The sequence below is a fragment of the Pseudomonas sp. GG8 genome, from assembly GCF_052976945.1.
The window spans coordinates 4,048,739-4,073,630 of record NZ_JBRIIP010000001.1 but is presented as its reverse complement, the minus strand read 5'-3'; the positions used below and the strand labels follow the sequence as shown (position 1 = coordinate 4,073,630).

The 24,892-nt window shown below is 59.7% G+C and carries 27 protein-coding genes, 1 pseudogene and 1 riboswitch; of the genes and pseudogenes, 21 read left to right on the top strand and 7 right to left on the bottom strand.

Annotated elements, in window-relative coordinates; translation table 11 throughout:
* Positions 1–30: 30 nt before the first annotated feature.
* Positions 31–855, top strand: coding sequence for a nucleoside triphosphate pyrophosphohydrolase (gene mazG / locus ACVBEG_RS19620; protein ID WP_322181096.1), 825 nt, complete (start codon positions 31–33; stop codon positions 853–855).
* On the top strand, positions 852–1,391 hold the full coding sequence (locus ACVBEG_RS19615) for a DUF2058 domain-containing protein (RefSeq protein WP_219063936.1): 540 nt from the start codon (positions 852–854) through the stop codon (positions 1,389–1,391). Before mazG ends, ACVBEG_RS19615 begins: the two co-directional genes overlap by 4 nt.
* Before the next feature lie 212 nt (positions 1,392–1,603).
* On the opposite strand, the gene ACVBEG_RS19610 is transcribed toward ACVBEG_RS19615, so the two are convergent.
* From ACVBEG_RS19610 to purM, 4 genes are all read right to left on the bottom strand, one after another.
* The gene (locus ACVBEG_RS19610; RefSeq protein WP_322217521.1) at positions 1,604–1,783 is read right to left on the bottom strand and encodes a hypothetical protein; all 180 of its coding nucleotides are present in this window, start codon (positions 1,781–1,783) and stop codon (positions 1,604–1,606) included.
* Positions 1,784–2,071: 288 nt separating this feature from the next.
* A complete protein-coding gene (locus ACVBEG_RS19605) occupies positions 2,072–2,785 on the bottom strand; it encodes a DUF3108 domain-containing protein (RefSeq protein ID WP_219063934.1) in 714 nt (237 codons plus the stop codon).
* Between the two features lie 8 nt (positions 2,786–2,793).
* Positions 2,794–3,444: a phosphoribosylglycinamide formyltransferase gene (purN, locus tag ACVBEG_RS19600; protein ID WP_447108482.1), complete on the bottom strand. Its 651-nt coding sequence runs from the start codon at positions 3,442–3,444 to the stop codon at positions 2,794–2,796.
* Between the two features lie 11 nt (positions 3,445–3,455).
* Positions 3,456–4,514: a phosphoribosylformylglycinamidine cyclo-ligase gene (gene purM, locus ACVBEG_RS19595; protein WP_219063933.1), complete on the bottom strand. Its 1,059-nt coding sequence runs from the start codon at positions 4,512–4,514 to the stop codon at positions 3,456–3,458.
* A gap of 349 nt (positions 4,515–4,863) precedes the next feature.
* Here purM and ACVBEG_RS19590 point away from each other — a divergent pair, with 349 nt between their 5' ends.
* From ACVBEG_RS19590 to ACVBEG_RS19565, 6 genes are all read left to right on the top strand, one after another.
* Positions 4,864–5,916: a DUF2066 domain-containing protein gene (locus ACVBEG_RS19590; protein ID WP_322181091.1), complete on the top strand. Its 1,053-nt coding sequence runs from the start codon at positions 4,864–4,866 to the stop codon at positions 5,914–5,916.
* A 52-nt stretch (positions 5,917–5,968) separates the two neighbouring features.
* Entirely contained in the window at positions 5,969–7,042 is a 1,074-nt protein-coding gene (locus tag ACVBEG_RS19585; RefSeq protein WP_447108228.1) for an AI-2E family transporter, read from the top strand.
* 195 nt (positions 7,043–7,237) lie between these two features.
* Complete coding sequence (gene hda, locus ACVBEG_RS19580) at positions 7,238–7,942, top strand: DnaA regulatory inactivator Hda (protein WP_322182809.1); 705 nt, start codon at positions 7,238–7,240, stop codon at positions 7,940–7,942.
* Positions 7,943–7,949: 7 nt separating this feature from the next.
* On the top strand, positions 7,950–8,714 hold the full coding sequence (locus tag ACVBEG_RS19575) for an NAD-dependent deacylase (protein ID WP_323565866.1): 765 nt from the start codon (positions 7,950–7,952) through the stop codon (positions 8,712–8,714).
* A gap of 76 nt (positions 8,715–8,790) precedes the next feature.
* A complete protein-coding gene (locus ACVBEG_RS19570) occupies positions 8,791–9,444 on the top strand; it encodes a C40 family peptidase (RefSeq protein ID WP_322181084.1) in 654 nt (217 codons plus the stop codon).
* Positions 9,445–9,528: 84 nt separating this feature from the next.
* Positions 9,529–10,074: a C40 family peptidase gene (locus ACVBEG_RS19565; RefSeq protein ID WP_322181082.1), complete on the top strand. Its 546-nt coding sequence runs from the start codon at positions 9,529–9,531 to the stop codon at positions 10,072–10,074.
* A gap of 45 nt (positions 10,075–10,119) precedes the next feature.
* Here the strand turns inward: ACVBEG_RS19565 and ACVBEG_RS19560 are convergent, their stop codons facing one another.
* Positions 10,120–11,445 carry a PQQ-dependent sugar dehydrogenase gene (locus tag ACVBEG_RS19560; protein WP_322181080.1) on the bottom strand — a complete coding sequence of 442 codons (1,326 nt, stop codon included), beginning with the start codon at positions 11,443–11,445 and terminating at the stop codon, positions 10,120–10,122.
* A 220-nt stretch (positions 11,446–11,665) separates the two neighbouring features.
* Positions 11,666–11,888, top strand: a riboswitch (cobalamin riboswitch).
* Positions 11,889–11,993: 105 nt separating this feature from the next.
* Between ACVBEG_RS19560 and cobO the strand changes: the two genes are divergently transcribed.
* From cobO to ACVBEG_RS19495, 13 genes and pseudogenes are all read left to right on the top strand, one after another.
* Positions 11,994–12,605, top strand: a complete 612-nt coding sequence (gene cobO, locus ACVBEG_RS19555; protein ID WP_322217519.1) for a cob(I)yrinic acid a,c-diamide adenosyltransferase — start codon at positions 11,994–11,996, stop codon at positions 12,603–12,605.
* A gap of 10 nt (positions 12,606–12,615) precedes the next feature.
* On the top strand, positions 12,616–13,911 hold the full coding sequence (locus ACVBEG_RS19550) for a cobyrinate a,c-diamide synthase (protein ID WP_447108227.1): 1,296 nt from the start codon (positions 12,616–12,618) through the stop codon (positions 13,909–13,911).
* A complete protein-coding gene (gene bluB / locus ACVBEG_RS19545; RefSeq protein WP_322181074.1) occupies positions 13,908–14,558 on the top strand; it encodes a 5,6-dimethylbenzimidazole synthase in 651 nt (216 codons plus the stop codon). The genes ACVBEG_RS19550 and bluB overlap by 4 nt, the downstream gene beginning before the upstream one ends.
* A complete protein-coding gene (gene cbiB / locus ACVBEG_RS19540) occupies positions 14,555–15,463 on the top strand; it encodes an adenosylcobinamide-phosphate synthase CbiB (RefSeq protein WP_322181072.1) in 909 nt (302 codons plus the stop codon). Before bluB ends, cbiB begins: the two co-directional genes overlap by 4 nt.
* Positions 15,456–16,463 (top strand): threonine-phosphate decarboxylase CobD, encoded by a 1,008-nt coding sequence (gene cobD, locus ACVBEG_RS19535; RefSeq protein WP_447108226.1) that lies wholly within the window; start codon positions 15,456–15,458, stop codon positions 16,461–16,463. Before cbiB ends, cobD begins: the two co-directional genes overlap by 8 nt.
* On the top strand, positions 16,460–17,935 hold the full coding sequence (locus ACVBEG_RS19530; protein WP_447108225.1) for a cobyric acid synthase: 1,476 nt from the start codon (positions 16,460–16,462) through the stop codon (positions 17,933–17,935). Before cobD ends, ACVBEG_RS19530 begins: the two co-directional genes overlap by 4 nt.
* 1 nt (position 17,936) lies before the next feature.
* Positions 17,937–18,458 (top strand): bifunctional adenosylcobinamide kinase/adenosylcobinamide-phosphate guanylyltransferase, encoded by a 522-nt coding sequence (gene cobU / locus ACVBEG_RS19525; protein ID WP_447108224.1) that lies wholly within the window; start codon positions 17,937–17,939, stop codon positions 18,456–18,458.
* Complete coding sequence (gene cobT / locus ACVBEG_RS19520) at positions 18,455–19,507, top strand: nicotinate-nucleotide--dimethylbenzimidazole phosphoribosyltransferase (RefSeq protein WP_322181063.1); 1,053 nt, start codon at positions 18,455–18,457, stop codon at positions 19,505–19,507. The genes cobU and cobT overlap by 4 nt, the downstream gene beginning before the upstream one ends.
* Positions 19,504–20,073 carry an alpha-ribazole phosphatase family protein gene (gene cobC / locus ACVBEG_RS19515; protein ID WP_322181061.1) on the top strand — a complete coding sequence of 190 codons (570 nt, stop codon included), beginning with the start codon at positions 19,504–19,506 and terminating at the stop codon, positions 20,071–20,073. The genes cobT and cobC overlap by 4 nt, the downstream gene beginning before the upstream one ends.
* A 2-nt stretch (positions 20,074–20,075) precedes the next feature.
* Complete coding sequence (locus ACVBEG_RS19510) at positions 20,076–20,813, top strand: adenosylcobinamide-GDP ribazoletransferase (RefSeq protein WP_447108481.1); 738 nt, start codon at positions 20,076–20,078, stop codon at positions 20,811–20,813.
* 270 nt (positions 20,814–21,083) lie between these two features.
* Entirely contained in the window at positions 21,084–22,292 is a 1,209-nt protein-coding gene (locus ACVBEG_RS19505; protein WP_447108223.1) for an MFS transporter, read from the top strand.
* Positions 22,289–22,411, top strand: coding sequence for a hypothetical protein (locus ACVBEG_RS19500; protein ID WP_322183158.1), 123 nt, complete (start codon positions 22,289–22,291; stop codon positions 22,409–22,411). The genes ACVBEG_RS19505 and ACVBEG_RS19500 overlap by 4 nt, the downstream gene beginning before the upstream one ends.
* Before the next feature lie 5 nt (positions 22,412–22,416).
* Positions 22,417–22,623, top strand: a pseudogene (locus ACVBEG_RS19495) (glutathione peroxidase); the annotation flags it as partial.
* A 110-nt stretch (positions 22,624–22,733) separates the two neighbouring features.
* Here the strand turns inward: ACVBEG_RS19495 and ACVBEG_RS19490 are convergent.
* Both ACVBEG_RS19490 and ACVBEG_RS19485 read right to left on the bottom strand, forming a co-directional pair.
* Positions 22,734–24,014: an OmpP1/FadL family transporter gene (locus ACVBEG_RS19490; protein WP_322181057.1), complete on the bottom strand. Its 1,281-nt coding sequence runs from the start codon at positions 24,012–24,014 to the stop codon at positions 22,734–22,736.
* Positions 24,015–24,162: 148 nt separating this feature from the next.
* Positions 24,163–24,642: a hypothetical protein gene (locus tag ACVBEG_RS19485; protein WP_322181055.1), complete on the bottom strand. Its 480-nt coding sequence runs from the start codon at positions 24,640–24,642 to the stop codon at positions 24,163–24,165.
* Positions 24,643–24,892: the final 250 nt, after the last annotated feature.

Sequence of the window (24,892 nt, the reverse complement as noted above, 5' to 3'; positions counted from 1 at the left end):
TTGCAGCTTTGGTTTGAATGAGAACAATTGATGTACACACTCGAAGACTTGCTGCACCTGATGGCCCGACTGCGTGACCCGCAGTTCGGGTGCCCGTGGGATGTCAAACAAACCTACGCGAGTATCGTGCCTCACACGCTTGAAGAAGCCTACGAAGTCGCCGATGCGATTGAGCGCGGTGACTTCGATCACTTGCAGGGCGAGCTGGGCGATCTGTTGTTCCAGGTGGTTTATTACAGCCAGTTGGCGCGCGAAGAAGGGCGCTTCGAGTTCGATGGCGTGGTCGACAGCATCACCCGAAAATTGATTCGCCGTCACCCGCATGTGTTCCCTACTGGCGATCTGTATGCGCCGCTGGAAACGCCGCAGCTGGACGAGGCCCAGGTCAAGCAGCGCTGGGAGGAAATCAAAGCCGAAGAGCGAGCGGCCAAGTCTGACGTGCCTGAGCAGTTGTCCCTGCTCGATGATGTCCCCGGCGTGCTGCCAGCCTTGTCCCGCTCGGCGAAGTTGCAGAAGCGCGCGGCGCAGGTCGGTTTCGACTGGCCAGACGCCTTGCCGGTGGTCGACAAGGTGCGTGAAGAGCTCGATGAAGTGCTGGAAGCCATGGCGGACAATGACGCCCCGGCCATCGCGGATGAGGTCGGTGACCTGCTGTTTGCGGTGGTGAATCTGGCCCGGCACCTTAAGGTCGATCCTGAAAGCGCCTTGCGTGCGGCGAACACTAAATTCGAAAGACGCTTCCGATTTATCGAACAGGCATTGCGCCAGACCCATCGTCCCATTGAAAATTGCACCCTCGAAGAACTGGACGCTCTCTGGGGCGAAGCCAAACGTCAGGAAAAGAACGCATCATGAGCATTTCCCTTCGCGACCAGTTGCTCAAAGCAGGTCTGGTCAACCAAAAGCAGGCCAAGCAGGTCAGCAAAGACAAGCAAAAAGAACAACGTCTGGTGCATAAGGGCCAGATCGAAGCCGATGACTCGCAAAAGCGTGCGGCGCAGGACGCCATGGCCGAAAAAGCCAAGCGTGATCAGGAACTCAATCGCCAGCAGCAGGAAAAGGTCGAGCTCAAAGCCCGTACCGCTCAGGTCAAACAGTTGATCGAAGTCTCTCGGCTGCCGAAGCTGACTACCGAGGACTACTACAACTTCGTCGACGACAAGAAGGTCAAGCGCATCTCGGTCAACACGCTGATGCGTAACAAGCTCAGCAGCGGCTCACTGGCCATCGTTCATCATGGCGGCGGTTACGAGATCATCCCGCGTGAAGCCGCGCTGAAGATCCAGGAACGCGACCCACGCCGGGTCGTGCTGCTCAATACACCGACCGAAGCACCGGATGCCGATGATCCGTACGCGGCTTATCAGGTGCCTGACGACCTGATGTGGTAAGCCCAGGTCCTGGACAAACAAAACCCGCTTCTGCTCAGGCTGTGTGAAAACTACTGCGCTCGGCAATACTGCGTTAAAAACAGGCTCGGAATGCTCATTTACAACACGTAGACTCCGCTTCCTCGCCTGTTTTTGCCTTGTCTTGCCTTCGCTCGCTGCGTTTTCACACAGTCTGTGCGGTTTTGTTTTTACAGCGATTCCTAAAGGGCGTCTTACTGGGTGCGTTGGCTTTCCAGTGTTTCCAGTTCGGCTTTGTATTGATGAGCGTCCGTCTCGTTATGGAACATCCCGACCAGCAAATCCTGCTGGTGCACATCCCATATCTGCACGCCCGCGGCGTTGCTTTCGTGGGAGATATGGGAAGCGTCGCGTTCAGTAACTTTTACGGTCATCTTTGTAAGCTCCTGACTCTGGGTAGCTGCGGCAACACGTCGCAGGCCTCTGTTATATCGTTAGCTAGCTATCTAAGTAAATGACTGAAATCTGTAACACACCTTTGCATAAAGTGAAGGAATAACTCCGGGGCGCGGACGGTATGGGTGTCGCGGAGGTCGCGGGTGTGGGGTGTCGGCGTCTCGGACAGGTTACGTTCAGTTTTGCCTTGGTCCTGCGCAGCGCGCGCAATAAAAAGCCCCCGCTGAAAAGCGGAGGCTTGGGTCTTGCTGGCGAACTCAGGCCTGTTAGCTGCCTTTGACCGCATTGCCATTGACGGTGCCGTTCAACAGCATGATGTTGTATTCCTTACCGTCGGTTTCGACCTGTTGCAGGCGAACCAGCAGGTAATCCCAATCCTTGGCGAACCACATCACGGTAATGCGTTTGTTTTGCGTCGGGTCGCGTACACGCTCGACCTTGATGGCGTCGATCTTGCCAGCCTTGGTATCGACCTTTTCCGAGCCGAGTACGCGGAAGTCGTAGGTGTCTACAGAGTCACCATCGACCACCTGGTAGCTCATGCTCTTCTTGCCGGCAGCCACGTCTTTTTGCAACGCCAGCTGGTAGGTCGACTTGTCGAGCACGCCGGGGTTGATGGGCAGGTTGATCACGTCACCGCGATCCGTGCCGCTTACCACCTTGCTGCTCCAGTCGAACGCCATGTCGATCTTTTTGGTTTTACCCAGACCGCCGCGTTCGAAGTTATAGGACTGTGGCAGCAGGGTGCCCTTGTCGACACGCAGGGTGCTGACCTCGGTCAGGCTGGCGATCATCATGGAAGCCTTGAAGCTCAGGGTCCAGGTGTCGTTCGCGTTTTTCGTGAGGCTGCGTTCGGCGGTGCCGCTCATGGGCAGCTGTTTCCAGTCAGCGGTGTAGCTGGCGGAAAACGGCTGAAGGTCTGCGGCCTGAACAGCTGGCAGTGCGAGCAGAGCGAAAGCGAAGAGCAAAGCGCGACGCATAATATCTCCTAGATTCGAATCAAGTGGCCACTGGCCGGGAGTAACTGGCCATCCAGTAATGCGCCCTGTTCGCCGAGGCTTAGTCTTCCTTCGGCAAACCATCGTATTGCCAGCGGATAAATCTCGTGTTCCTGAGCATGAACCCGGTGTGCCAGGGTGGCTGGCGAGTCGTTCAACTCTACCGGGATTACTGCCTGTACGACCAGTGGACCCCCATCGAGTTCCTCTGTCACGAAATGCACGCTGCAGCCGTGTTCGCTGTCACCAGCTTCAAGCACTCGCTGGTGAGTATGCAAGCCCTTATAAAGCGGCAGCAGAGAAGGATGAATATTCAGCAGGCGGCCCTGGTAGTGACGGACGAATGTCGCACTCAATATGCGCATGAATCCGGCGAGCACCACCAGCTTGGGTTGGAAGGTGTCGATCAGCTCGATCAGCGCAGCATCGAAGGCCTCTCGACCTTCGAACGCCTTGTGATTGAGGACGCGGGCTTCGATGCCTGCGTCCCTGGCGCGCTGCAGGCCGAACGCATCGGCGCGATTGGATATCACCGCGCGGATACGGACAGGGTTGTCGACACCCTTGAAGCTGTCGATCATGGCTTGCAGGTTGCTGCCGGTGCCAGACAGCAGCACCACCACGTCACACGTTGCAGGTATCTGCACTGACATCAATGTACCTTGAGGTTTTTCAGCTCGACCTGTGCAGCGCCTTCGGCAGCGGTGGCGATCTGACCGATGACCCAAGGTTGCTCGCCGGCTTCACGCAGCACGTTCAAGGCCACTTCGACGTGTTCCTGAGCGACGCAGATGACCATGCCCACGCCACAGTTCAGGACGCGGTGCATTTCCGTTTCAGCGACATTGCCTTGCTGTTGCAGCCAGTCGAACACGGCAGGACGCTGCCAGCTGGCGACATCGACCACCGCCTGAGCGCCTGCTGGCAGTACGCGCGGGATGTTGTCCAGCAGGCCGCCGCCAGTGATGTGGGCCATAGCCTTCACTGCGCCAGTGTCCTTGATCAGCTTGAGCAATGGCTTCACGTAAATGCGAGTCGGCGCCATCAACAGGTCGGTCAGCGGTTTGCCGTCGAGCTGGATGTTTTCGATGTCGGCACCGGCCACTTCGATGATCTTGCGGATCAGCGAGTAACCGTTGGAGTGCGGGCCGGAAGACGGCAGGGCGAGCAGGGCGTCACCGGCGGCGACTTTCGAACCGTCGATAATGTCGGCTTTTTCCACGACACCGACGCAGAAGCCGGCCAGGTCATAGTCTTCGCCTTCGTACATGCCGGGCATTTCTGCGGTTTCGCCGCCTACCAGCGAGCAGCCGGACAGCTCACAGCCAGCGCCGATGCCGGTCACGACCTGAGTCGCGGTCTCGACGTTGAGTTTGCCAGTGGCGTAGTAATCGAGGAAGAACAATGGCTCTGCGCCGCAAACCACCAGGTCGTTGACGCACATGGCGACCAGATCGATGCCGATGGTGTCGTGTTTGTTCAGGTTCAGCGCCAGGCGCAGCTTGGTGCCCACGCCGTCGGTGCCGGAGACCAGTACAGGCTGCTTGTAGCCGGCCGGGATTTCGCAGAGGGCGCCGAAGCCACCCAGGCCGCCCATGACTTCCGGACGCTTGGTGCGCTTGGCCACGCTCTTGATGCGTTCGACCAATGCTTCACCGGCGTCGATGTCTACACCGGCGTCTTTGTAGCTCAGGGAGGGTTGCTTGCTCATAATCCAGGCCTTTAAGGGGATTCGGGGGGTCGACCGAAGTCGGCAGGGCCTCTCGAAAAACGCTGCATACAAGGAATGCTGCGTTTTCAGGGGCCACCGCCATCGCCAGTCTGCGAAGGCGCGCGATTTTATCAGGCTTACAGGGCAGCGGCCATCCTTAGGCCGACGGGCAGGCTTATTAGAACCCAAAATAATCGATGCATGCGCTCAAGCTGGCTCGTTTGTCGGCGGCTGTATAAGGTGTCGCTATGATTCTGTATGAATGATTCGGCTCGATGTGTGGTCTCAACCATATCAGTCGTTTTCACGCGGCTTTTTTCATGCCGCTTTTGCTCGTCGGGAACCTTCCATGCGTCTTTCTAAATTGTTGTTTGTGGGCTGCCTGTCATTGATCAGTCTGCCCAGCGTTGCTGAAACCATGAGCAACTTGTACCAAGTGCGTGAAACAGTCAGTGGGCAAACCCCTGATGAGCGCACTCAGGCCACGCAACACGCGTTGGAAACCTTGATTCTGCGGCTGACAGGTGATCCCAAGGCCCCGCAAAGCGCTGGTCTGGCCGGGTTGCGTAAGGACCCGCAACAGATCATCACCAAGTACGGCTACGAAGCGGGTCCGCCAGAGAGCTTGCTGGTTGATTTCGATCCAGCCAGTACCGAGCGCTCGCTGCATCAGGCAGGCTTGTCTGTGTGGGGCAGCAATCGTCCGACGATCCTTGGTTGGTGGTTGAGTGATGCCACTGATGGCTCCAATCTGGTGGGTGATGGTCAGAGCGCGGCCGAACCCTTGCGTCGCGCGGCGCAGCACCGGGGTTTGCCGCTGCGTCTGCCTTTGGCGGATTTGAGTGAGCAAATTGTAGGAACGGCCAAGAACATCGAAGGCACCGACTCTGCGCCGTTGAGGGCCGCTTCCGAGCGGTATGGCGCCGATGGTTTGCTGGCGGTGCATGCCCGTGAAGAGAACGGTCAATGGCAGGGTAAATGGCGTTTGTGGCTGGGCCAGCAGAGTGAGCAGGGCACGGCCACCGGCGCGGACAGCGGAGCCTTGGCCGATGCTGTCCTGCTGGCGGTCAGCGAACGTCTGGCGCCGCGCTATGTGGTCAAGCCGGGTGCGTCGACCGCGCTGGTGCTGGAAGTGCAGGGCATGAACCTTGAACGTTACGCTCAGTTGAGTCGCTTGCTCGATCCATTTGGCGCCAAGCTGAAAACGGTGAGCGGTGATCGCATTACCTACGAGGTCAATGGCAGTGCCGATCAACTTCGTTCGCAATTGTCCCTGGCCAAATTGCAGGAAGTTCCAGCGGGCGAGGTGAGTGCTGCAACGCCGGCACAACAACCTCCGGTCGATGGCGTTGCCCCCGTGACTCAACCGTCTTCTGCACCGCAGTTGCACTTTCGTTGGTAACGGCGGGACGGTGCTTCGGGTTGGTTTTTATTCTTGGGTTTGAGGGGCGGTAATGGCTGACTCACGTCGTTGGTTCTGGATTGGCGGGGTTGTCCTGCTGTGTGTGTTTGTGTTTTTGCTGCATCCGATTCTGACGCCCTTTCTGATTGCGCTGCTTTTGGCCTATATGGCCGACCCTTTGGTCGATCGGCTGGAAGCTGCCGGGCTGTCGCGCACCTTGGGTGTGGTCGCGGTGTTCGGTTTGTTCGCGATGATTCTGATGGCGCTGCTGCTGGTCCTGGTGCCGATGCTGGCCAAACAGTTGTTCCGCCTGTATGAACTGGCGCCACAGATACTCGACTGGTTGCAGCACACGGCATTGCCATGGACCCAGGCCAAGCTGGGCCTGGCTGATGGTTTCTGGAAGTTCGACAAGGTCAAGGCCGCCATTTCCGAGCACATGGGGCAGACGGGCGATATTGTCAGTGTGGTGTTGGCTCAGGCGACGGCATCCGGTCTGGCGTTGATCGGCTGGTTGACCAATCTGGTGCTGATCCCGGTGGTGTGCTTCTACCTGCTGCGCGACTGGGACCTGATGATGGCCAGGATTCGCAGTCTGTTGCCGCGCCATCGTGAAGGGCAGATCGTCAAGCTGGCCAGCGAGTGCCATGAAGTCCTCGGTGCCTTTATTCGCGGTCAGCTATTGGTCATGGTTGCGCTGGGCTTTATCTATGCCGCCGGCTTGATGCTGGTGGGCCTGGAGTTGGGCCTGCTGATCGGAGTGATTGCGGGTCTTGCGGCGATTGTGCCGTACATGGGTTTTGTAATCGGCATCGGTGCCGCCGTCATCGCTGGGCTGTTCCAGTTTGGCGGCGACGTGTACCCCATGATGGGTATCGTCGCGGTGTTCATGGTCGGTCAGGCCCTGGAAGGCATGGTTCTCACCCCATTGCTGGTGGGTGACCGGATTGGTCTGCACCCGGTGGCGGTGATCTTCGCGATTTTAGCGGGCGGTGAGCTGTTCGGTTTCACGGGTGTGTTACTGGCGCTACCGGTGGCGGCCGTCATCATGGTTTTGGTGCGCCATGTGCATGACCTCTATAAAGAGTCGGATATTTACGGTGGCACGGTAGATCCTGATCTGTAGGTGATCTGCCTGTTACGTCGGATCCTGGTCTATTCGCACTGGATCAGGTGCACCGATGCGGCGCATGACCGGAAGTAAACGCAAACCTTTGATTTTGCTTGTGGTCTGCCGCATTGTGCACCCAGCGTCACCGGTATAAACTTTGCCCACTTTATACTGAGGCCCCTAGCGGCTCGCTTGAGCCGTTCAGCCAGCATGAAACCGATTCAGCTGCCCTTGGGTGTGCGTCTGCGTGATGACGCCACCTTCATCAATTACTATCCCGGCGCCAATGCCGCAGCACTCGGCTATGTTGAGCGTCTGTGCGAAGCCGATGCTGGCTGGACCGAAAGCCTGATTTATCTCTGGGGCAAGGATGGCGTCGGGCGTACTCACTTGCTGCAAGCCGCTTGCCTGCGCTTCGAGCAGTTGGGCGAGCTGGCGGTTTACTTGCCCTTGGCGGATGTGATGGATCAAGGCGTTGAGCTGCTCGATAATCTGGAGCAGTACGAGCTGGTTTGCCTGGATGACCTGCAAGCGGTGGTTGGCAAGCCGGAGTGGGAAGAGGCGCTGTTCCACCTGTTCAATCGCCTGCGCGACAGCGGCCGTCGCCTGTTGATCGCCGCGTCCCAGTCTCCACGGGAGCTGCCGGTCAAACTTCTCGACCTCAAATCACGGCTGACCATGGCCCTGGTGTTCCAGATGCGTGGTCTGTCCGATGAAGACAAACTGCGCGCCTTGCAGTTGCGCGCTTCGCGCCGTGGCCTGCACCTGACTGATGAGGTCGGTCATTTCATCCTGACTCGCGGTACCCGCAGCATGAGTGCGCTCTTCGACTTGCTCGAACGTCTCGATCAAGCGTCACTGCAAGCGCAACGCAAGCTGACCATTCCTTTCCTGAAGGAAACGTTGGGTTGGTAGCGCGGCCGTGGTAGATCGCAAGCTATTGCTGCAAACAGCAGCGGCGTTGCGTCATGCCCGGCGCATCCTGATTATTACCGGCGCTGGCTTGTCGGCCGACTCGGGCCTCCCGACCTACCGGGGCGTTGGCGGGCTGTATAACGCAAAGACCTCGGACGGGCTGCCCATCGAAATGGCGCTGTCTGGCCCGATGTTGCGCCGCGACCCTGCGCTGTGCTGGAAATATATCGCCGAACTGGGCAAGGCTTGTCTCGGTGCGCAACCGAATGCCGCCCATTACGCCATCGCTCAGTTGCAGCGACTCAAGCCTGAATGCTGGGTCCTGACGCAGAACGTCGATGGCTATCATCGTGCCGCTGGCAGCCCACCTGAGCGCTTGATTGAAATCCACGGGCAGTTGGCGCCGTTGTTTTGCCAATCCTGTGGCGCCATCGACCCGGAACTGAGCGAGCACCTGCAACGGCCATTGCCGCCCTTGTGCAAGCACTGCCATGGGGTATTGCGCCCGCCAGTGGTGTTGTTCGAGGAAATGTTGCCCGAGCGGGCGCTGGAAACGTTGTACGAAGAAATGGCCAAGGGTTTCGATGCTGTATTGAGCATCGGCACCACTGCCAGCTTCCCGTATATTCACGAGCCGGTCCTGCGTACGCGGGTGTCGGGGGGCTTTACCGCCGAGATAAATCCGACGCCGACCGACCACAGCGCCGCCATGGATGTTTTCCTGGGCTGTAGAGCCTTAGAAGTTATGGAGGAACTGGTAAGTCACATTTAGATCGATTGAATTTGCAAATCAGGGTGATAGAAGGCATAGTCTCATCTCCTTTACATCACTAGCCACGGTCGTGCCCATGCTAAATCGCTTCGCACCCCTCGTGCCCCTCGCACTGGTTTCACTCCTTTTTGGTTGCGCGGCTAACATGCCTGCCTCGAACCAGCAGCAGGTCCAGAATCAGGCTCATGCCTCGATTACTGCGCAGTCTGCACGCTCCTCCCAGATGGCCGACGGATCTGACTCCGTGTTGTCCGAAGAGTTGATCACCGAAAAAGAACTGGCCGAGTTTGCTGACAGCAAGCCGTACCGCATGCCGATTCTTGCCGACAGCATCCTGGAACGCGGCATGTCCCTGATCGGTACCCGTTATCGCGTAGGCGGTACGTCCGAAGCAGGTTTCGATTGCAGCGGATTCATCAACTACCTTTTCCGTGAAGAAGCGGGCATGACGTTGCCACGCTCCACTCGCGACATGATCAACTTGAAGGCTCCACTGGTTGCTCGCAACAACCTGAAGCCGGGTGATCTGCTGTTCTTCAGCACCAAGGGTCGCGGTCGTGTGAGCCATGCCGGCATCTATCTGGGCGATGATCAATTCATCCATTCCAGCAGCAGCCGCAGCGGTGGTGTTCGGGTCGATAGCCTGGATGACAGCTATTGGAAGAAGACCTTCATCGAAGCTAAACGTGCGTTAGCGATGGCGCCGACTACAATCCAAAGCCAACGCTAGTCATTACCGGAGCGTGTAACTCAAGTTACACGCAGTTCGGGCTCCCGGCAGAGTAAGCCGCATCCAGATCAGGTTGTTGTGTTTATGTCGATTACGGTACGCCTAGGGTTGATTACATTGGCTGCTGCGCTTCTTGGCGCTTGCGCAAGCCACGCTCCACCCCCTTCAAAACAATGGGTTGTTCGACCCGTTGCGCCAATGACTTCCGATTATTCCTCGCCTGCTGCTGAAGACGTGCTAATTCGCGCGCTGGGTTTGGTCGGCACGCCTTATCGCTGGGGCGGCAATACGCCTGATTCGGGCTTCGATTGCAGTGGGTTGATTGGTTATGTCTACCGTGACGCGGCCGGTATCGCGCTACCACGCTCGACCCGAGAGATGATTGTGATGCGCGCGCCGGACGTCGGGCGCAACGCTTTACAGTCTGGTGATCTGTTGTTCTTCGCCACGTCAGGCGGCTCGCAGGTCAGTCACGCCGCGATCTACGTTGGGGAAGGGCGCTTTGTGCATGCGCCGGCAACGGGCGGCACAGTGCGCCTGGACAGCCTCGACAACAGCTATTGGCAAAAAACCTACCTCAACGCCAAGCGCGTCATTCAGCCAGAGCATCTGGCGCGTAATAACCCCTGATTTGATGTGATCGTGCAGTAAATCCTGCCCCGTCGAAAGCGGGGCTTACTGCGCCTTTGCCGCCGTCACCCGCCAGATTTTATTCCCCACGTCATCGGCCACCAGCACTCCGCCATGCTGATCATTGATCACGCCCACCGGACGCCCCTGGGCCTTCTCGTCTGCGTTGAGGAAACCGGTCAACAGGTCGACGGGGGCGCCGCTGGGTTTGCCGTTGGTGAACGGTACGAATATCACCTTGTAACCGCTGTGGGGGTTGCGGTTCCACGAACCGTGTTGGCCGATGAATACACCTTGGGTGAACGGTGCCGGCAGCGATTTTCCGTCACTGAAGGTCAGACCCAACGACGCGGTGTGGGGTCCGACGGCGTAATCCGGTGCAATGGCCTTGGCCACCAAAGCCGGGTTTTGGGGTGAGACGCGCACATCCACATGCTGGCCGTAGTAGCTGAAAGGCCAACCATAAAATGCGCCATCCTTCACTGACGTAATGTAATCGGGTACCAGATCGCTGCCGATTTCGTCGCGCTCATTGACGGCGGTCCACAGCGTGCCTGTCTGCGGTTCCCAGTCCATGCCATTGGGGTTGCGCAGGCCAGAGGCAAAGATCCGATGCGCGCCCGTCGCGGCATCGACTTCCCAGATCGCGGCTCGACCTTCTTCCTTGTCCAGGCCGTTCTCACCGACATTGCTGTTGGAACCCACGGTCACGTACAGTTTTTTACCGTCTTTGCTGGCAATGACGTTCTTGGTCCAGTGGTGATTGAGTGTCCCTGCAGGCAGGTCTGTCACCTTGCTTGGCTTGCCGGTAATCGAGGTTTGCCCGTTTTCATAATGGAAACGCAGCAGTTGATCGGTGTCGGCGACATAGAAGTCGTTGCCGACCAGGGCCATTCCAAAGGGTGAATTAAGGTTTTGCAGGAACACGGTACGGGTTTCAGCAACACCGTCATGGTCTTTGTCGCGCAGCAGTGTGATCCGGTTGGCGGACGCTACGCCCGCCCCCGCACGCCCCATGACCTTTTTCATGATCCAGCCCCGAATGCCTTTGCTGTCATCGGGCTTGGCCGGCGAGTTGGTTTCGGCGACCAGTACATCGCCGTTAGGCAGCACGTACAGCCAGCGCGGGTGATCCAGGTCTTCGGCAAACGCCGACACCTGAGTGCCTGGTGCAGCGACAGGTTTTGCACCCTTTGCCCAGCCCACGGCAGGGGCGATGTTCACGGTCGGGATCAGTGTTTTGTTCGGTTCAGGCAGCTTCGGCTGCGGGCCCGTGCCTTCCGCTACTTGCAGGCTGGCAGTCTCGCCGCAAGCGGTAAGGCCGGTCATCAGTACAAGCAGTACTGCCAACTGAGGTCTGAGTGTGAACATGACGATCTCCATGAAAAGCGAAAAGTGCGCGTAAAGCAGTAGAGGAGGGTGGGCTGTTGAGGTTCAACCTTTTGCAGGTGAGTTGATAGTCAGCAAGCTTAGTAGGTGGCGCGGGATGGCTGTCGTTTAATATCAATCGATATGACTCGCACGGGTCAAACAGCTTTATTACGCGAAAGGAAAGGGCGCTTCGATTGACGCTCTATCCCCAACCCTCTACCCTTCGCGACGTGTTTCAGGTGCTCAGCCATCGCTGATGGGCTGAGTGAAACAGGGAAGCCGGTGAGGACGCGTCCAGCGACCGATTCCGGCGCTGCCCCCGCAACGGTAAATGAGTCAAAGCTGCGCATTCAGTCACTGCATCGTAAAAAATGTGGGAAGGCGCGCAGTGGGGGAAAAGCCCGCTCATGAGTCCGGAGACCGGCCTGAACCATCCAACAGCATCACGGCGGGCGATGCTCTGCGCAGGGTCTTTTTTGACCGTGCTGGCAGTCAATTCCTGTGCCTTCCGTTTGCTTTCGCGTGCCCTGCTCAAACGGAGAGCTGAGATGAACGAATCCCCCGAACGTGACGAACGCCATCTGGCGCGCATGCTGCGTAAAAAAGCCGTCATGGACGAGCGCATTGCCAGTTCGCCGAATGAATGCGGGCTGTTGCTGGTCCTGACGGGGAACGGCAAAGGCAAAAGCAGCTCAGCGTTCGGCATGCTTGCCCGCGCCATGGGCCACGGTATGCAGTGTGGCGTCGTGCAGTTCATCAAGGGTCGCAACAGCACCGGTGAAGAGCTGTTCTTCCGTCGTTTCCCCGAGCAGGTGCGTTATCACGTCATGGGCGAGGGCTTCACCTGGGAAACCCAGGACCGCCAGCGCGATATCGCCGCCGCCGAAGCTGCCTGGGAAGTGTCCCGGGAAATGCTGCGCGACCCAGGCATCGGCCTGATCGTGCTCGATGAACTGAATATCGCCCTCAAACACGGTTATCTGGATCTGGAGCAGGTCCTCAGCGACCTGCAAAGTCGTCCGCCGATGCAGCATGTGCTGGTGACGGGTCGTGGCGCGAAACCCGAGCTGATTGATCTGGCGGATACGGTTTCCGAGATCGCCGTGGTCAAGCATGCCTTTCAGGCCGGTATCCGTGCGCAGAAAGGCATCGAGCTATGAGCAGTCCTTCATGAGAGCGCCGCGTCACTGCCCGGCGGTGTTGATCGCTGCGCCGGCTTCCGGCCAGGGCAAGACCACCGTGACGGCCGCGTTGGCCCGACTGCACCGCAATCAAGGGCGCAAGGTTCGGGTGTTCAAATGCGGCCCTGACTTTCTCGACCCGATGATTCTCGAGCGCGCCAGTGGCGCGCCGGTCTATCAGCTGGATTTGTGGATGGTCGGCGCCGATGAAAGCCGCCGACTGTTGTGGGAGGCGGCGGGCGAAGCCGACTTGATTCTGATTGAAGGGGTCATGGGCTTGTTCGACGGTACGCCGTCCAGCGCAGACTTGGCGCGCCATTTCGGCGTACCGGTTCTGGGCGTGATCGACGGCACTGCGATGGCCCAGACTTTTGGCGCGTTGGCCCTGGGCCTGGCGCGTTATCAGCCGGACCTGCCGTTTGCCGGGGTCTTGGCCAATCGCGTCGGCACCGTGCGCCACGCGCAACTGCTCAAAGGCAGCCTGACCGAGGGCTTACGCTGGTACGGCGCGTTGTCACGAGAAACCGGGATCGAGTTGCCGAGCCGTCATTTGGGCCTGGTCCAGGCCAGCGAACTGAATGATCTGGATGCACGCCTCGACGCCGCCGCCACCGCCCTAGGCAGCACGTGCGAGGTGTCCTTGCCGCCGGCTGTCGAATTCGCCGCGCCCGACATCGTCAAGGCTGAACCCTTGCTTGAGGGGGTGCGCATTGCCGTGGCTCGGGACGAAGCGTTTGCCTTTACCTACGGCGCCAGTCTTGACCTGCTGCGGGCCATGGGCGCCGAGTTGTCGTTTTTCTCGCCGATCCACGACACCTTCATTCCCGATGCCGACAGCCTTTATCTGCCGGGCGGTTACCCCGAACTGCACCACGTCGCGCTGGGTCAAAACCTACCGATGCTGGCCGCCGTTCGCGCCCATCATGCAGCAGGTAAACCCCTGCTGGCTGAGTGCGGCGGCATGCTTTACCTGCTGGATGCCTTGACCGATGTCGACGGTCAGCGTGCGCAACTGGTGGGGCTGCTGACGGGCGAAGCCGTGATGCAGAAACGTTTGGCCGCGCTGGCTTTGCAAGCGGTCGAACTGCCGGAAGGCTTGCTGCGTGGGCACACCTATCACCACTCGCTGACCAGCACTGAGTTGCAGCCCATCGCTCGAGGTCTGAGCCCTAACGGTGGACGCGGCGCCGAGGCGGTCTATCGTGACGGGCGCATGACCGCGTCTTACGTACACTTCTATTTCCCTTCTAATCCTCAAGCGGTTGCGGCGCTTTTCAAACCATGAATGATCAGGCGTTCAGCCCCGACGAACGTGCGGCGGTGTATCGAGCGATTGCCGAGCGTCGCGACATGCGCCACTTCATCGGTGGTAGCGTGGCGCCGGAGCTGCTGGCGCGATTGCTCGAAGCGGCGCATCAGGCGCCCAGCGTCGGGTTGATGCAACCGTGGCGCTTTATTCGCATCAGTGACCGGTCGCTGCGGGAGAGCATCAAGGCACAGGTCGAGGCAGAGCGGATTCTTACCGCAGAAGCCTTGGGTGAGCGCTCCGACGATTTCATGAAGCTCAAAGTCGAAGGCATTAACGATTGCGCGGAAGTGCTGGTCGCGGCGCTGATGGATGATCGCGAGCGGCATATCTTCGGGCGCCGCACCTTGCCGGAAATGGACATGGCGTCCTTGTCCTGCGCGATTCAGAATTTGTGGCTGGCAGCGCGTGCCGAAGGGTTGGGCATGGGCTGGGTTTCACTGTTCGAACCGCAAGCGCTGGCCGACCTGCTGGGCATGCCGGCGGGGGCAAAACCCTTGGCGATTCTGTGTCTGGGACCGGTGGCCGAGTTTTACCCGGCGCCCATGCTGGTGCTGGAAGGGTGGGCGCAGGCTCGTCCGCTGAGCGAATTGCTCTACGAAAACCAGTGGGGAGTGAGTCGATGAGCATGGCGTTGTTGAGCGTCGCCGGGGTTGCGCTGGATGCGCTGCTGGGCGAGCCGAAACGGGCGCACCCGCTGGTGGCGTTCGGGCGCTTTGCCGACCGGATCGAACAGCGTTTCAATTCGGCTGGGCGCGGTTGGCGCAGTCATGGTGTCACCGCCTGGTTCATCGCGGTGATCCCGTTGACGCTGCTGGTGACTTTTTTCAGCTGGTTGCCCTATATAGGCGGGTGGGTGGAGGTTCTGGCGCTGTATTGCGCGCTGGGTTTGCGCAGCCTTGGCGAGCACGTCGAGCCGGTGGCGCAGGCCTTGCGCAGCGGTGACCTGGACGAAGCCCGTCGTCGCGTGGGCTATCTGGTGAGTCGGCAGACAACGGAGCTGGACTCGACTGAAGTCGCCCGCGCGGCCACCGAATCAGTCTTGGAAAACGGCAGCGATGCAGTGTTCGCCGCCTTGTTCTGGTTTGTTGTCGCGGGTGCGCCGGGGGTGGTGTTGTATCGCTTGAGCAATACCCTGGATGCTATGTGGGGCTATCGTAATGAACGTTTCGAACGGTTTGGCTGGGCGGCGGCAAAGATCGATGATGTCTTGAATTACATTCCGGCACGCCTGGTGGCGTTGACCTACGCGCTGCTGGGCAACACCCGATTGGCCCTGCGCTGCTGGCGTTCTCAAGCACCTGGCTGGGACAGTCCGAATGCCGGTCCGGTGATGGCCGCCGGTGCGGGCGCGCTAGGCGTGGAGTTGGGTGGGGCAGCGATTTATCACGGTGAACTGCACCAGCGTCCGCAATTGGGCGAAGGCGCGCCGGCTGATGCTCAGTCGATCGATCGTGGCTGGCAACTGGTCCAGCGCGGTGTCTGGTTGTGGTTGCTGGTCCTGTGCGTGGGGGCTGAACTGTATGCTTGAGCACGGCGGTCGCTTGCGAGATGCGGCATTGCACTACGGCATCGCTGAAGCCGAGTGGCTGGACCTGTCCAGTGGCATCTCGCCCTGGCCCTGGCCGATTCCGGAAATCCCGGCGCGAGCCTGGGCGCGGCTGCCGGAAACCGACGATGGCCTGGAACTGGCAGCCTGCGCCTACTATGGCGCCCCTCGTGTGCTACCGGTGCCCGGTTCGCAAGCCGCGATTCAGGCGTTGCCGCGTTTGCGTCGTGCGGGCAAGGTCGGTGTGTTATCGCCGTGTTATGCCGAACATGCCGAAGCCTGGCGTGCCAACGGCTTTCGGGTGCGCGAAGTGTTCGAGCACGAAGTGGATTTTTTCATCGACAGCCTTGATGTGCTGGTGGTGGTCAATCCGAACAACCCCACCGGGCTGAGCATCGTCCCGGAGCGCCTGCTGGAATGGCACGCGCACCTGGCCCAGCGCGGTGGCTGGTTGGTGGTCGATGAAGCCTTTATGGACAACACGCCGCAGTTGAGCCTGACCGCCGAAGCCTGGCGCGTCGGCTTGATCGTGTTGCGTTCGTTCGGCAAGTTCTTCGGGCTGGCGGGCGTGCGTTTGGGCTTTGTGATTGCCGAACCACAGCTGCTCAAATTGCTGGCGCGGCAGATTGGCCCTTGGGCCGTCAGCGGGCCAACGCGTGTGCTGGGGCAGGTGTGCCTGAGCGATGTCGAAGGTCATCGCCTGCAACGCCTGCGTACCGAACACGCCAGCCAGCGCCTGGCTGAACTGCTGAGCCAGTATGGCTTGAAACCTCAGGGTGGTTGCGCGCTGTTTCAATGGTTGACGACTCCGCACGCTGTTCAGGTTTATGAGTTCTGTGCCCTGCGCGGGATTCTGCTGCGGCTGTTTTTGAACACCGGCAGTCCCCACCACAGCGCCTTGCGTTTCGGTCTGCCGGCTGAAGAAGTCGACTGGCAACGGTTCGAACGAGCTCTTAGCGACTACACCAAGGAAATACCATGACCACCTTGATGGTGCAGGGGACGACGTCAGACGCCGGTAAAAGCACGCTGGTTACCGCGCTCTGTCGCTGGTTGACCCGTCAGGGCGTTCGCGTGGTGCCTTTCAAGCCGCAGAACATGGCGCTCAACAGCGCAGTGACGGCGGACGGTGGCGAGATCGGCCGAGCGCAAGCGGTGCAGGCCCAGGCCGCTGGGCTCGAGCCACACACCGACATGAATCCGGTGTTGCTCAAGCCCAATAGCGACACGGGCGCGCAGGTCATCATCCACGGCCGGGCGGTGACCACCATGAACGCGGTGGCGTATCACGGCTATAAAGAGATCGCGATGCAGGCGGTGCTGGCCTCGCACCAACGCTTGAGTGCGGCCTATCCGGTGGTCATGGTCGAAGGCGCCGGATCGCCTGCCGAAATCAACCTGCGTGCTGGCGACATCGCCAACATGGGCTTCGCCGAAGCGGTGGATTGCCCTGTCCTGTTGATTGCCGATATCAATCGCGGCGGGGTCTTCGCCCACCTGGTGGGCACCCTGGAACTGCTGTCCCCGAGTGAGCAGGCGCGGGTCAAAGGTTTCATCATCAATCGTTTTCGCGGCGATATCGCCTTACTGCAACCGGGCCTTGACTGGCTGGAAGCACGCACCGGCAAACCGGTGATCGGCGTGCTGCCGTATGTGATGGATTTGCACCTCGAGGCCGAAGATGGTCTCGATCAGCGCCAGACCGACAAGGTCGAGCAGGTGCTGAATGTGGTGGTGCCGGTATTGCCGCGTATCAGCAATCACACGGACTTTGACCCGTTGCGCCTGCACCCACAGGTGAATCTACAGTTCGTCGGTCCTGGCCAGCCGATCCCGGCTGCGGACTTGATTATCCTGCCTGGCTCGAAAAGCGTACGCAGCGATCTGGCGTTCTTGCGCAGCCACGGCTGGGACATCGCCATCGCCCGGCACCTGCGCTATGGCGGCAAGGTGTTGGGCATTTGTGGTGGTTTGCAGATGCTCGGTCAGCAGCTGCATGACCCGCTGGGGCTCGAAGGCGCGCCCGGTTCCAGCGCCGGTTTGGGCATGCTGGACATCAACACCGTGCTGGAAGAACAGAAACAACTGCGCAATGTGTGTGGCCATCTCGCGCTTGAAGACGCGCCCGTGAGCGGTTACGAAATTCACGCGGGGGTGACCACTGGCGCGGCGCTGGAGCATGCCGCCGTGCGCCTTGATGATGGTCGCCATGACGGTGCACAGAGTGCCGACGGGCAAATTCTCGGCACCTACCTGCACGGCCTGTTCGAGTCGCCGCCAGCGTGTGCTGCATTACTGCGCTGGGCTGGCTTGGAAAATGTGCAGCACGTCGACTACCACGCGCTGCGCGAACGCGACATCGAGCGACTGGCGGACCTGGTTGAGAACCACTTGGACGGCGCGCTTTTGCGAACCCTGTGTGGTTTGGACAACGCTGGTTTAGAGGGCAACTGACATGCTGCAACTTATTCTAGGCGGCGCTCGTTCGGGCAAAAGTCGACTGGCCGAGCAGTTGGCCACCCACAGTAGCCTCGACGTCATCTATATCGCTACCAGCCAGGCGCTGGATGGCGAAATGAGCCAGCGCGTGGCGATCCATCGTCAGCGCCGCCCCGACAGCTGGGGCCTGATTGAGGAACCACTCGAACTGGCCCGTGTCCTGGTCGAGCAGGCCAGTGCCCAGCGGTGCCTGTTAGTGGATTGCCTGACCTTATGGCTGACCAATCTGCTGATGCTCGAAGACCCTGAGCGCCTGGTCCTTGAGCGCGAGGCGCTGTTGAACTGCCTCGCCGGGTTGCCCGGTGAAATCATTTTTGTCAGCAACGAAACCGGGATGGGCGTCGTGCCCCTCGGTGAACTGACCCGGCGTTACGTCGACGAGGCCGGCTGGCTGCATCAAGCCCTGGCCGAACGTTGCCAACGCGTGGTGTTGACCGTCGCTGGCCTGCCCTTGACCTTGAAAGGACCCGCAATATGAGCAATTCCTGGTGGCTGAAGCCGGCGCAGGCAATCAATAGTCAGGTGCGTGAAGAGGCTCTGGCCCGTCAGCAGCAGTTGACCAAACCGGCCGGCTCTCTCGGGCAGCTAGAGCGGGTAGCGGTGCAGCTCGCCGGGTTGCAGGGGCGGCTCAAGCCCAGTGTCGACAACCTGTGGATCGCCATTTTTGCGGGCGATCATGGCGTGGTTGCAGAAGGGGTTTCGGCTTTTCCGCAGGAAGTCACCGGGCAAATGCTGCATAACTTCGTGACTGGCGGTGCGGCAATCAGCGTGCTGGCTCGTCAGCTTTCGGCGCAGTTGGAAGTGGTTGATCTGGGCACGGTATCGCCGTTGAACCTGCCGGGTGTCCGGCATTTGCAGTTGGGTGCGGGCACCGCGAACTTCGTCGAAGGGCCGGCGATGACCGAGGCGCAGGGTTTGCTCGCGCTGGAGGCTGGGCGTGACAGTGCTCGCCGTGCACTGGCGTCGGGCGCGGAGCTGTTTATTGGCGGCGAGATGGGCATCGGCAACACCGCAGCGGCCAGCGCATTGGGATGCGCCTTGCTCGAATGCCGGGCACAGTTGCTGGTTGGGCCGGGCACTGGGCTCAATGCGGCGGGCGTCACGCACAAAGCGTTGGTCATCGAGCGTGCGTTGGCGCTGCATGCCGGGCATGCTGGCGATCCGCTGCGCACTTTGTTCTGTCTGGGCGGCTTCGAGATTGCAGCGCTGGTCGGTGCCTACCTGGCCTGTGCTCAGGAAGGTATCGCGGTGCTGGTCGACGGCTTTATTTGCAGCGTTGCGGCGTTGGTTGCGGTGCGCTTGAATCCATCGTGTCGTGACTGGTTGTTGTTCGGCCATCGGGGCGCCGAGCCAGGCCACCGGCACGTGCTGGAAGTCTTGCAGGCCGAACCTTTGCTCGACCTGGGCTTGCGCCTGGGTGAGGGCAGTGGTGCAGCGTTGGCTGTGCCTTTGCTGCGTCTGGCCTGTGAACTGCACAACGGCATGGCGACGTTCGCCGAGGCGGCAGTGGCGGACCGCCCGGCATGACCTTGCGCCTCGATCTGCTGCGTCATGGCGAAACCGAGCTCGGCGGTGGCCTGCGTGGCAGCCTGGACGACGCTCTGACGGCTGCTGGCTGGGCGCAGATGCGCGTGGCGGTGGCTGAGGGTGGACCGTGGGATCGAATCGTCAGCTCGCCGCTGCAACGCTGCGCACGCTTTGCCCAAGAGCTGGCTGACCAGTTGGCCCTTCCACTGCACATGGACGCCGATCTGCAGGAGCTGCACTTCGGTGAATGGGAAGGGCGCAGCGCTGCCCAACTGATGGAGACCGACGCGGAGAGTTTGGGGCTGTTCTGGGCCAATCCTTATGCGTTCACCCCGCCCAAGGCTGAACCGCTGACGGCGTTTTCCTCGCGGGTATTGGCGGCGGTCGAGCGTTTGCATCAGGCCTATGCCGGTCAGCGCGTGTTGCTGATCAGTCACGGCGGGGTGATGCGCCTGTTGCTGGCTCAGGCTCGGGGGTTGCCCCGTGAGCAACTGCTTCAGGTTGAAGTTGGGCATGGTGCACTGCTGACGCTTCAGGTCGGCAGCGGCTGCGTGTTGAGCGAATGAACCTGTCGCCCTTCTGGATTGCCCTGCAGTTTCTCAGCAGCCTGCCCATTCGCCTGCCGGGCATGCCGGAGCCGCAAGCGTTAGGGCGGTCGTTGTTGTTTTATCCGTTGGTGGGGCTGCTGTTCGGGCTGCTGCTGATGGGCCTCAACGCACTGTTGAACGGTACGCCGTCGATGTTGCACGCGGCGTTGCTGCTGACCGCCTGGGTAGTGCTCAGCGGCGGCCTGCACCTGGACGGATTGGCCGACAGCGCTGATGCGTGGCTCGGTGGCTTTGGTGACCGCGAACGCACCCTGAGCATCATGAAAGACCCGCGCAGTGGACCGATCGCGGTCGTTACCCTGGTGCTGGTGCTTCTGCTCAAATTCTGTGCCCTGCTGGCAGTGATCGAACACCGGCAGAGCGTGGCCTTATTGCTGGCCCCATTGATCGGGCGCAGCGCCATGCTCGCCTTGTTTCTGGGCACACCGTATGTACGGGCGGGTGGGTTGGGACAAGCACTGGCCGATCACCTGCCACGCACACTGGGCCAGCAGGTTTTGCTGTTGAGCGCCGTGGGGTGCGTGCTCGTGGCGGGAGTGAGCGGTCTGATTGCCCTGTTGGTGGCGTGTGTCTGTTTCTTCTGGCTACGCCACCTGATGCTACGCCGACTCGGCGGCACCACCGGCGACACCGCCGGCGCGCTCCTGGAATTGCTGGAAGTGGCAGTGCTGGTGGTGTTGGCGCTGGTTTATGCCTAGGCAAGCCTGATTCCATAGTGTTCCTGTCTCAGCTCAAATTGTGTGGTTGATCGCATTCTCTGTGGGAGACCCAGCCCCGCCTGAAGCCTGTGCCGGGCTTATTCGCAAGCAAAACTACGCGTCCCGCTGCGAAGGCGTCTCGCCAGTCACATCTCCCTCTCTGTCTGATGCATTGACAGTCGTTGTGCGTGAAGCGTAGTTTTCGTCGGTTGGATTACGGGCCTAATACGCCTACTTTGCAGGGCTTGATGAGCGAGCCGGAGAATAAGAATGACATCGGTCTGGCGTACCAGTGGTTGGATTTTGCTGGGGAGTGCGTTGAGCCTCGCGTTGTCCCTGGGTGTGCGGCATGGCTTCGGTTTGTTTCTGGCGCCCATGAGTGCTCAGTTCGGTTGGGGGCGTGAGGTATTTGCCTTTGCGATTGCATTCCAGAACCTGATTTGGGGCCTGGCCCAGCCGTTCGCAGGCGCACTGGCGGATCGCTTCGGTGCGGCGAAAGTGGTGTTTGTCGGCGGGATTCTTTATGCCGTGGGCCTGGCATGCATGGGCATGGCCGATTCGCCGTTGTCCCTGTCCCTGAGCGCCGGTGTGTTGATCGGTATCGGTTTGTCCGGCACCTCATTTTCGGTGATTCTGGGCGTGGTCGGTCGAGCGCTGCCACCCGAGAAACGCAGCATGGGCATGGGCATCGCCAGTGCGGCCGGTTCATTCGGTCAATTCGCCATGTTACCCGGCTCCCTCGGCCTGATTGGCTGGCTTGGCTGGTCGGGGGCATTGCTGGTGCTGAGCGTGCTGGTAGCGATGATTCTGCCGCTGGTTGCAATGATCAAAGATGTGCCGACGCCACTCACTGGAGGCGAACAAACCCTGCGTGAAGCCCTGCATGAAGCCTGTACCCACTCGGGTTTCCGGCTCTTGGCCCTGGGTTTTTTCGTCTGTGGTTTTCAGGTGGTTTTCATCGGTGTGCATTTACCTGCGTATCTGGTCGATCAACACCTGCCCGTCAAAGTCGGCACCACGGTGTTGGCCCTGATTGGTCTGTTCAATATCTTCGGTACTTACACGGCCGGTTGGCTGGGCGGGCGTATGTCCAAACCACGCTTGCTGACCAGCCTGTACCTGATTCGCGCTGTGGTGATTGCCTTGTTCCTGTGGGTGCCGCTGAGTGAGACCACGGCCTACCTGTTTGGCGTCGCCATGGGCCTGCTGTGGCTCTCCACCGTGCCTCTAACCAACGGTACGGTCGCCACTCTGTTCGGGGTGCGCAACCTGTCGATGCTCGGTGGTATCGTCTTCTTGTTCCACCAATTGGGTGCCTTCCTCGGTGGCTGGTTGGGTGGCGTGGTGTATGACCGCACGGGGAATTACGATTTGATCTGGCACGTGTCGATCCTGCTCAGCCTGCTGGCTGCTGCCCTGAACTGGCCGGTGCGCGAGCGGCCGGTGGCGCGGTTGCAGGTTCAGGGCGTGGTGCTGTGAACAGCGTCTGGCCTTGGCTCGGCGGCATAACCCTCGGATTTTTGCTGCTGGCGCTGGTGTGGTGGGGCTGGCAGCACGTTGGTCTGGGTGCGCTGCAATTGGGCATGAGTACCTGTTAGGTATCATGATCGAGCCACAACAGGTGGAAGGCCCGAATGCCACCCACCTGTTCAAGGTGCTGGCCGAGCAGAGCAGCGAGCCGCGCTGGAATTTCTATAAGTACGTGATTGACCGTCAAGGCCACGTAATCGCCCATTTTTCCAGCCTGACCAAACCCGATGATGCCGCTTTCGTTGCGGCTGTCGAGAAAGCCATTGCGTCCAAACCCTGATGGTCTGAGCCTTAAGCTGCAACCATGAAAAAGCCCTGCATCCATTATTGAACTGCAGGGCTTTTTCGTATTCGGCTGACGAGCCTTTCAGCTCGTCGCGAACGGGCTCATTAGAAGCGGTAAGTCACAGACGTACCGAAACCGTGGGCGCTGTTGTTGTAGGTGGAGCTATAGGTACCCTTGGTCGGGCTAGACAGATTGACGGTGGTGTCTTCTTCCTTGAGGTAGGAGTAAGCCACGTCGATGGTCAAATCGTCTGTCGGGCTATAACCGGCACCGAAGCTGATGGCCCTGCGGTCACCCGTCGGGATGCGCGGGGAGCGGTCGGTGTTGTTGGTGGGCGACTGGTCAACCGAGAAGCCGGTGCGCAGGGTCCACTGCTTGTTGAGCTTGTACGCGGCACCGATGGCGTGCGCCCAGGTGTCGTGCCAGTTCTGCTCCTCGGTGATCGTGCCGATCGGGCCTGCGCTGCCACCCAATGCCGCTGCGACTCCGCTGTTCTTCACGGTGATGTTTTGCAAACGGCTCCAGCGGGTGTAGGTGGTACCTGCGTAGAGGGTCCAGTCGTCGTTCAATTCGTGAGTGACCGAAAAGTCCGTGGACTCAGGTGTCTTGAGGCTGAGTGAAGCGTCGTACTTGCTGCCGCTGTACGGGCCAAAGCCTGCGCCATCAATCTCGGTATGGCCTTCAAGTTTGAAGTCGACCACTGAGTGGTAGGTCAGGCCTACACGGGTGCGGTCAGTGACTTGAGCGAGGATACCGATGTTGTAACCAAGGGCGGTGTCGTTGCCCTTGATCCTGACTTGGCCGTCAGGGCCTACGCCTGCACGGGTGACTGTCGGGGTGGCCGAGGTCAATTCGCCGTCGATGCGGTTGATGGTCGGACCAAAACCGATGGAGATTTTGTCATTGAACGCATAGCTGACAGTAGGCTGCAAAGTAACGACTTTTACGTCACTTTTCTTACCGTAGTAGCGACCGGCGAAGCCATGTTCATACTGGGTGACCAGGCCGAAGGGGGCGTAAATGCCGACACCAAAGGTCCAGTGATCATCAATAGGCTTTACGTAGTAACCCATGGGTACGGCGATCAGTGGAACCATATCGCCATCATTGCTGCCGCCGAATGGACGGCCGACACCGTCATGGATATCGGTTTTTGCGTCGAGAGCTACAGCGCCCAGGCTGACCTGTTCACGCTTGATGCGCGACATACCGGCCGGGTTACCGAACACAGTGCTGGCGTCTTCGGCAGAAGAAGAGCGACCGGCGAAACCCGTGCCCATGCCGCTGACGCTCTGCTCGTTGACCGCGAAGCCTGAGGCAAAAACTTGAGTGGATACCATGCCGATGGCGAGGCTAAGTGTGGTCTTGAGCATTACTTTTTTCATTATTAGAACTCCGTGTTGATCACGGGTCGGAAATTACCAACATTTTCGTCTAAGCGCCATAGCCTAGATGGCCCGAGATAGAGCCTTCTTGTAGGACAATTTGTCCAAGTGCGTCGATCTGCAGCGATCTTGCAGCTGGAGAAAAAACTCAGGCAACGTGATGAAGAGGGGCTACGCAGGAGTGCCAGGCCGCAGTGAAATCGCGTAAACGACCCTGTGGCTGGAAGGTTTGACGCCAAATTCTTGCCATGGCCAGCACGTCGTTTTCAGCGGGCAAGGGTTTACCTTGTGCTTCGATCAACAGCCAGGCGATGGCGGTGGCATAACGCAGATTAACGGTCAGTTCCAGGTGCGGTCCCTTGAGAAATGCATGCTGACTTGCAAGGCCTCGAACGAGACTGGCTCGTTCCGGGTCCAGTGCCAGGTAGTCATCCCAGAGATGTTGGTGACGAACTTCGGTGATGCGGTACAGCCCATGAGCGCGCCGGCTGTCCAGTGCCTCGCCGAGTGCCGATTGGCTGGCGGCGACCCCGAGCAGCAAGGATTCGGCAGTAGAGCAATAACGTCCAAGATAGATCAGCGTGGGGCGGATCACATATCGACACAGTTCACTGGCGGCGATTCCCATAAAGCCCTCGTGACATCCCTTGTAAAGCAATTAGAGCCGGCGAGGCCGTGGCGCGTGGCAGCGGTGAATCGGATCAGGCTCGCCGGAAGCAGCCAGGGCCGCTTGAGTTGAAGTGTAGTGTCATATTTCGGGCGTAAAGGGCTGTTTTTAAAATATTTGTGCCGGCGGCTTATGGCGTATATATCCCTTTGTGCTTAGCTCATGCTTATTGCTCGGGTGATAAAGGATCAAAAATCCAGGCGGAAAGCAG

What these genes read in the sequence shown, in the direction of transcription:
- mazG (WP_322181096.1), top strand. Translation starts at nt 31, where the DNA reads ATGTACACACTCGAAGACTTGCTGCACCTGATGGCCCGACTGCGTGAC.
- ACVBEG_RS19615 (WP_219063936.1), top strand. Translation starts at nt 852, where the DNA reads ATGAGCATTTCCCTTCGCGACCAGTTGCTCAAAGCAGGTCTGGTCAAC.
- ACVBEG_RS19610 (WP_322217521.1), bottom strand. Translation starts at nt 1,783, where the DNA reads ATGACCGTAAAAGTTACTGAACGCGACGCTTCCCATATCTCCCACGAA.
- ACVBEG_RS19605 (WP_219063934.1), bottom strand. Translation starts at nt 2,785, where the DNA reads ATGCGTCGCGCTTTGCTCTTCGCTTTCGCTCTGCTCGCACTGCCAGCT.
- purM (WP_219063933.1), bottom strand. Translation starts at nt 4,514, where the DNA reads ATGAGCAAGCAACCCTCCCTGAGCTACAAAGACGCCGGTGTAGACATC.
- ACVBEG_RS19590 (WP_322181091.1), top strand. Translation starts at nt 4,864, where the DNA reads ATGCGTCTTTCTAAATTGTTGTTTGTGGGCTGCCTGTCATTGATCAGT.
- ACVBEG_RS19585 (WP_447108228.1), top strand. Translation starts at nt 5,969, where the DNA reads ATGGCTGACTCACGTCGTTGGTTCTGGATTGGCGGGGTTGTCCTGCTG.
- hda (WP_322182809.1), top strand. Translation starts at nt 7,238, where the DNA reads ATGAAACCGATTCAGCTGCCCTTGGGTGTGCGTCTGCGTGATGACGCC.
- ACVBEG_RS19570 (WP_322181084.1), top strand. Translation starts at nt 8,791, where the DNA reads ATGCTAAATCGCTTCGCACCCCTCGTGCCCCTCGCACTGGTTTCACTC.
- ACVBEG_RS19565 (WP_322181082.1), top strand. Translation starts at nt 9,529, where the DNA reads ATGTCGATTACGGTACGCCTAGGGTTGATTACATTGGCTGCTGCGCTT.
- ACVBEG_RS19560 (WP_322181080.1), bottom strand. Translation starts at nt 11,445, where the DNA reads ATGTTCACACTCAGACCTCAGTTGGCAGTACTGCTTGTACTGATGACC.
- cobO (WP_322217519.1), top strand. Translation starts at nt 11,994, where the DNA reads ATGAACGAATCCCCCGAACGTGACGAACGCCATCTGGCGCGCATGCTG.
- ACVBEG_RS19550 (WP_447108227.1), top strand. Translation starts at nt 12,616, where the DNA reads ATGAGAGCGCCGCGTCACTGCCCGGCGGTGTTGATCGCTGCGCCGGCT.
- bluB (WP_322181074.1), top strand. Translation starts at nt 13,908, where the DNA reads ATGAATGATCAGGCGTTCAGCCCCGACGAACGTGCGGCGGTGTATCGA.
- cbiB (WP_322181072.1), top strand. Translation starts at nt 14,555, where the DNA reads ATGAGCATGGCGTTGTTGAGCGTCGCCGGGGTTGCGCTGGATGCGCTG.
- cobD (WP_447108226.1), top strand. Translation starts at nt 15,456, where the DNA reads ATGCTTGAGCACGGCGGTCGCTTGCGAGATGCGGCATTGCACTACGGC.
- ACVBEG_RS19530 (WP_447108225.1), top strand. Translation starts at nt 16,460, where the DNA reads ATGACCACCTTGATGGTGCAGGGGACGACGTCAGACGCCGGTAAAAGC.
- cobU (WP_447108224.1), top strand. Translation starts at nt 17,937, where the DNA reads ATGCTGCAACTTATTCTAGGCGGCGCTCGTTCGGGCAAAAGTCGACTG.
- cobT (WP_322181063.1), top strand. Translation starts at nt 18,455, where the DNA reads ATGAGCAATTCCTGGTGGCTGAAGCCGGCGCAGGCAATCAATAGTCAG.
- cobC (WP_322181061.1), top strand. Translation starts at nt 19,504, where the DNA reads ATGACCTTGCGCCTCGATCTGCTGCGTCATGGCGAAACCGAGCTCGGC.
- ACVBEG_RS19505 (WP_447108223.1), top strand. Translation starts at nt 21,084, where the DNA reads ATGACATCGGTCTGGCGTACCAGTGGTTGGATTTTGCTGGGGAGTGCG.
- ACVBEG_RS19490 (WP_322181057.1), bottom strand. Translation starts at nt 24,014, where the DNA reads ATGAAAAAAGTAATGCTCAAGACCACACTTAGCCTCGCCATCGGCATG.
- ACVBEG_RS19485 (WP_322181055.1), bottom strand. Translation starts at nt 24,642, where the DNA reads ATGGGAATCGCCGCCAGTGAACTGTGTCGATATGTGATCCGCCCCACG.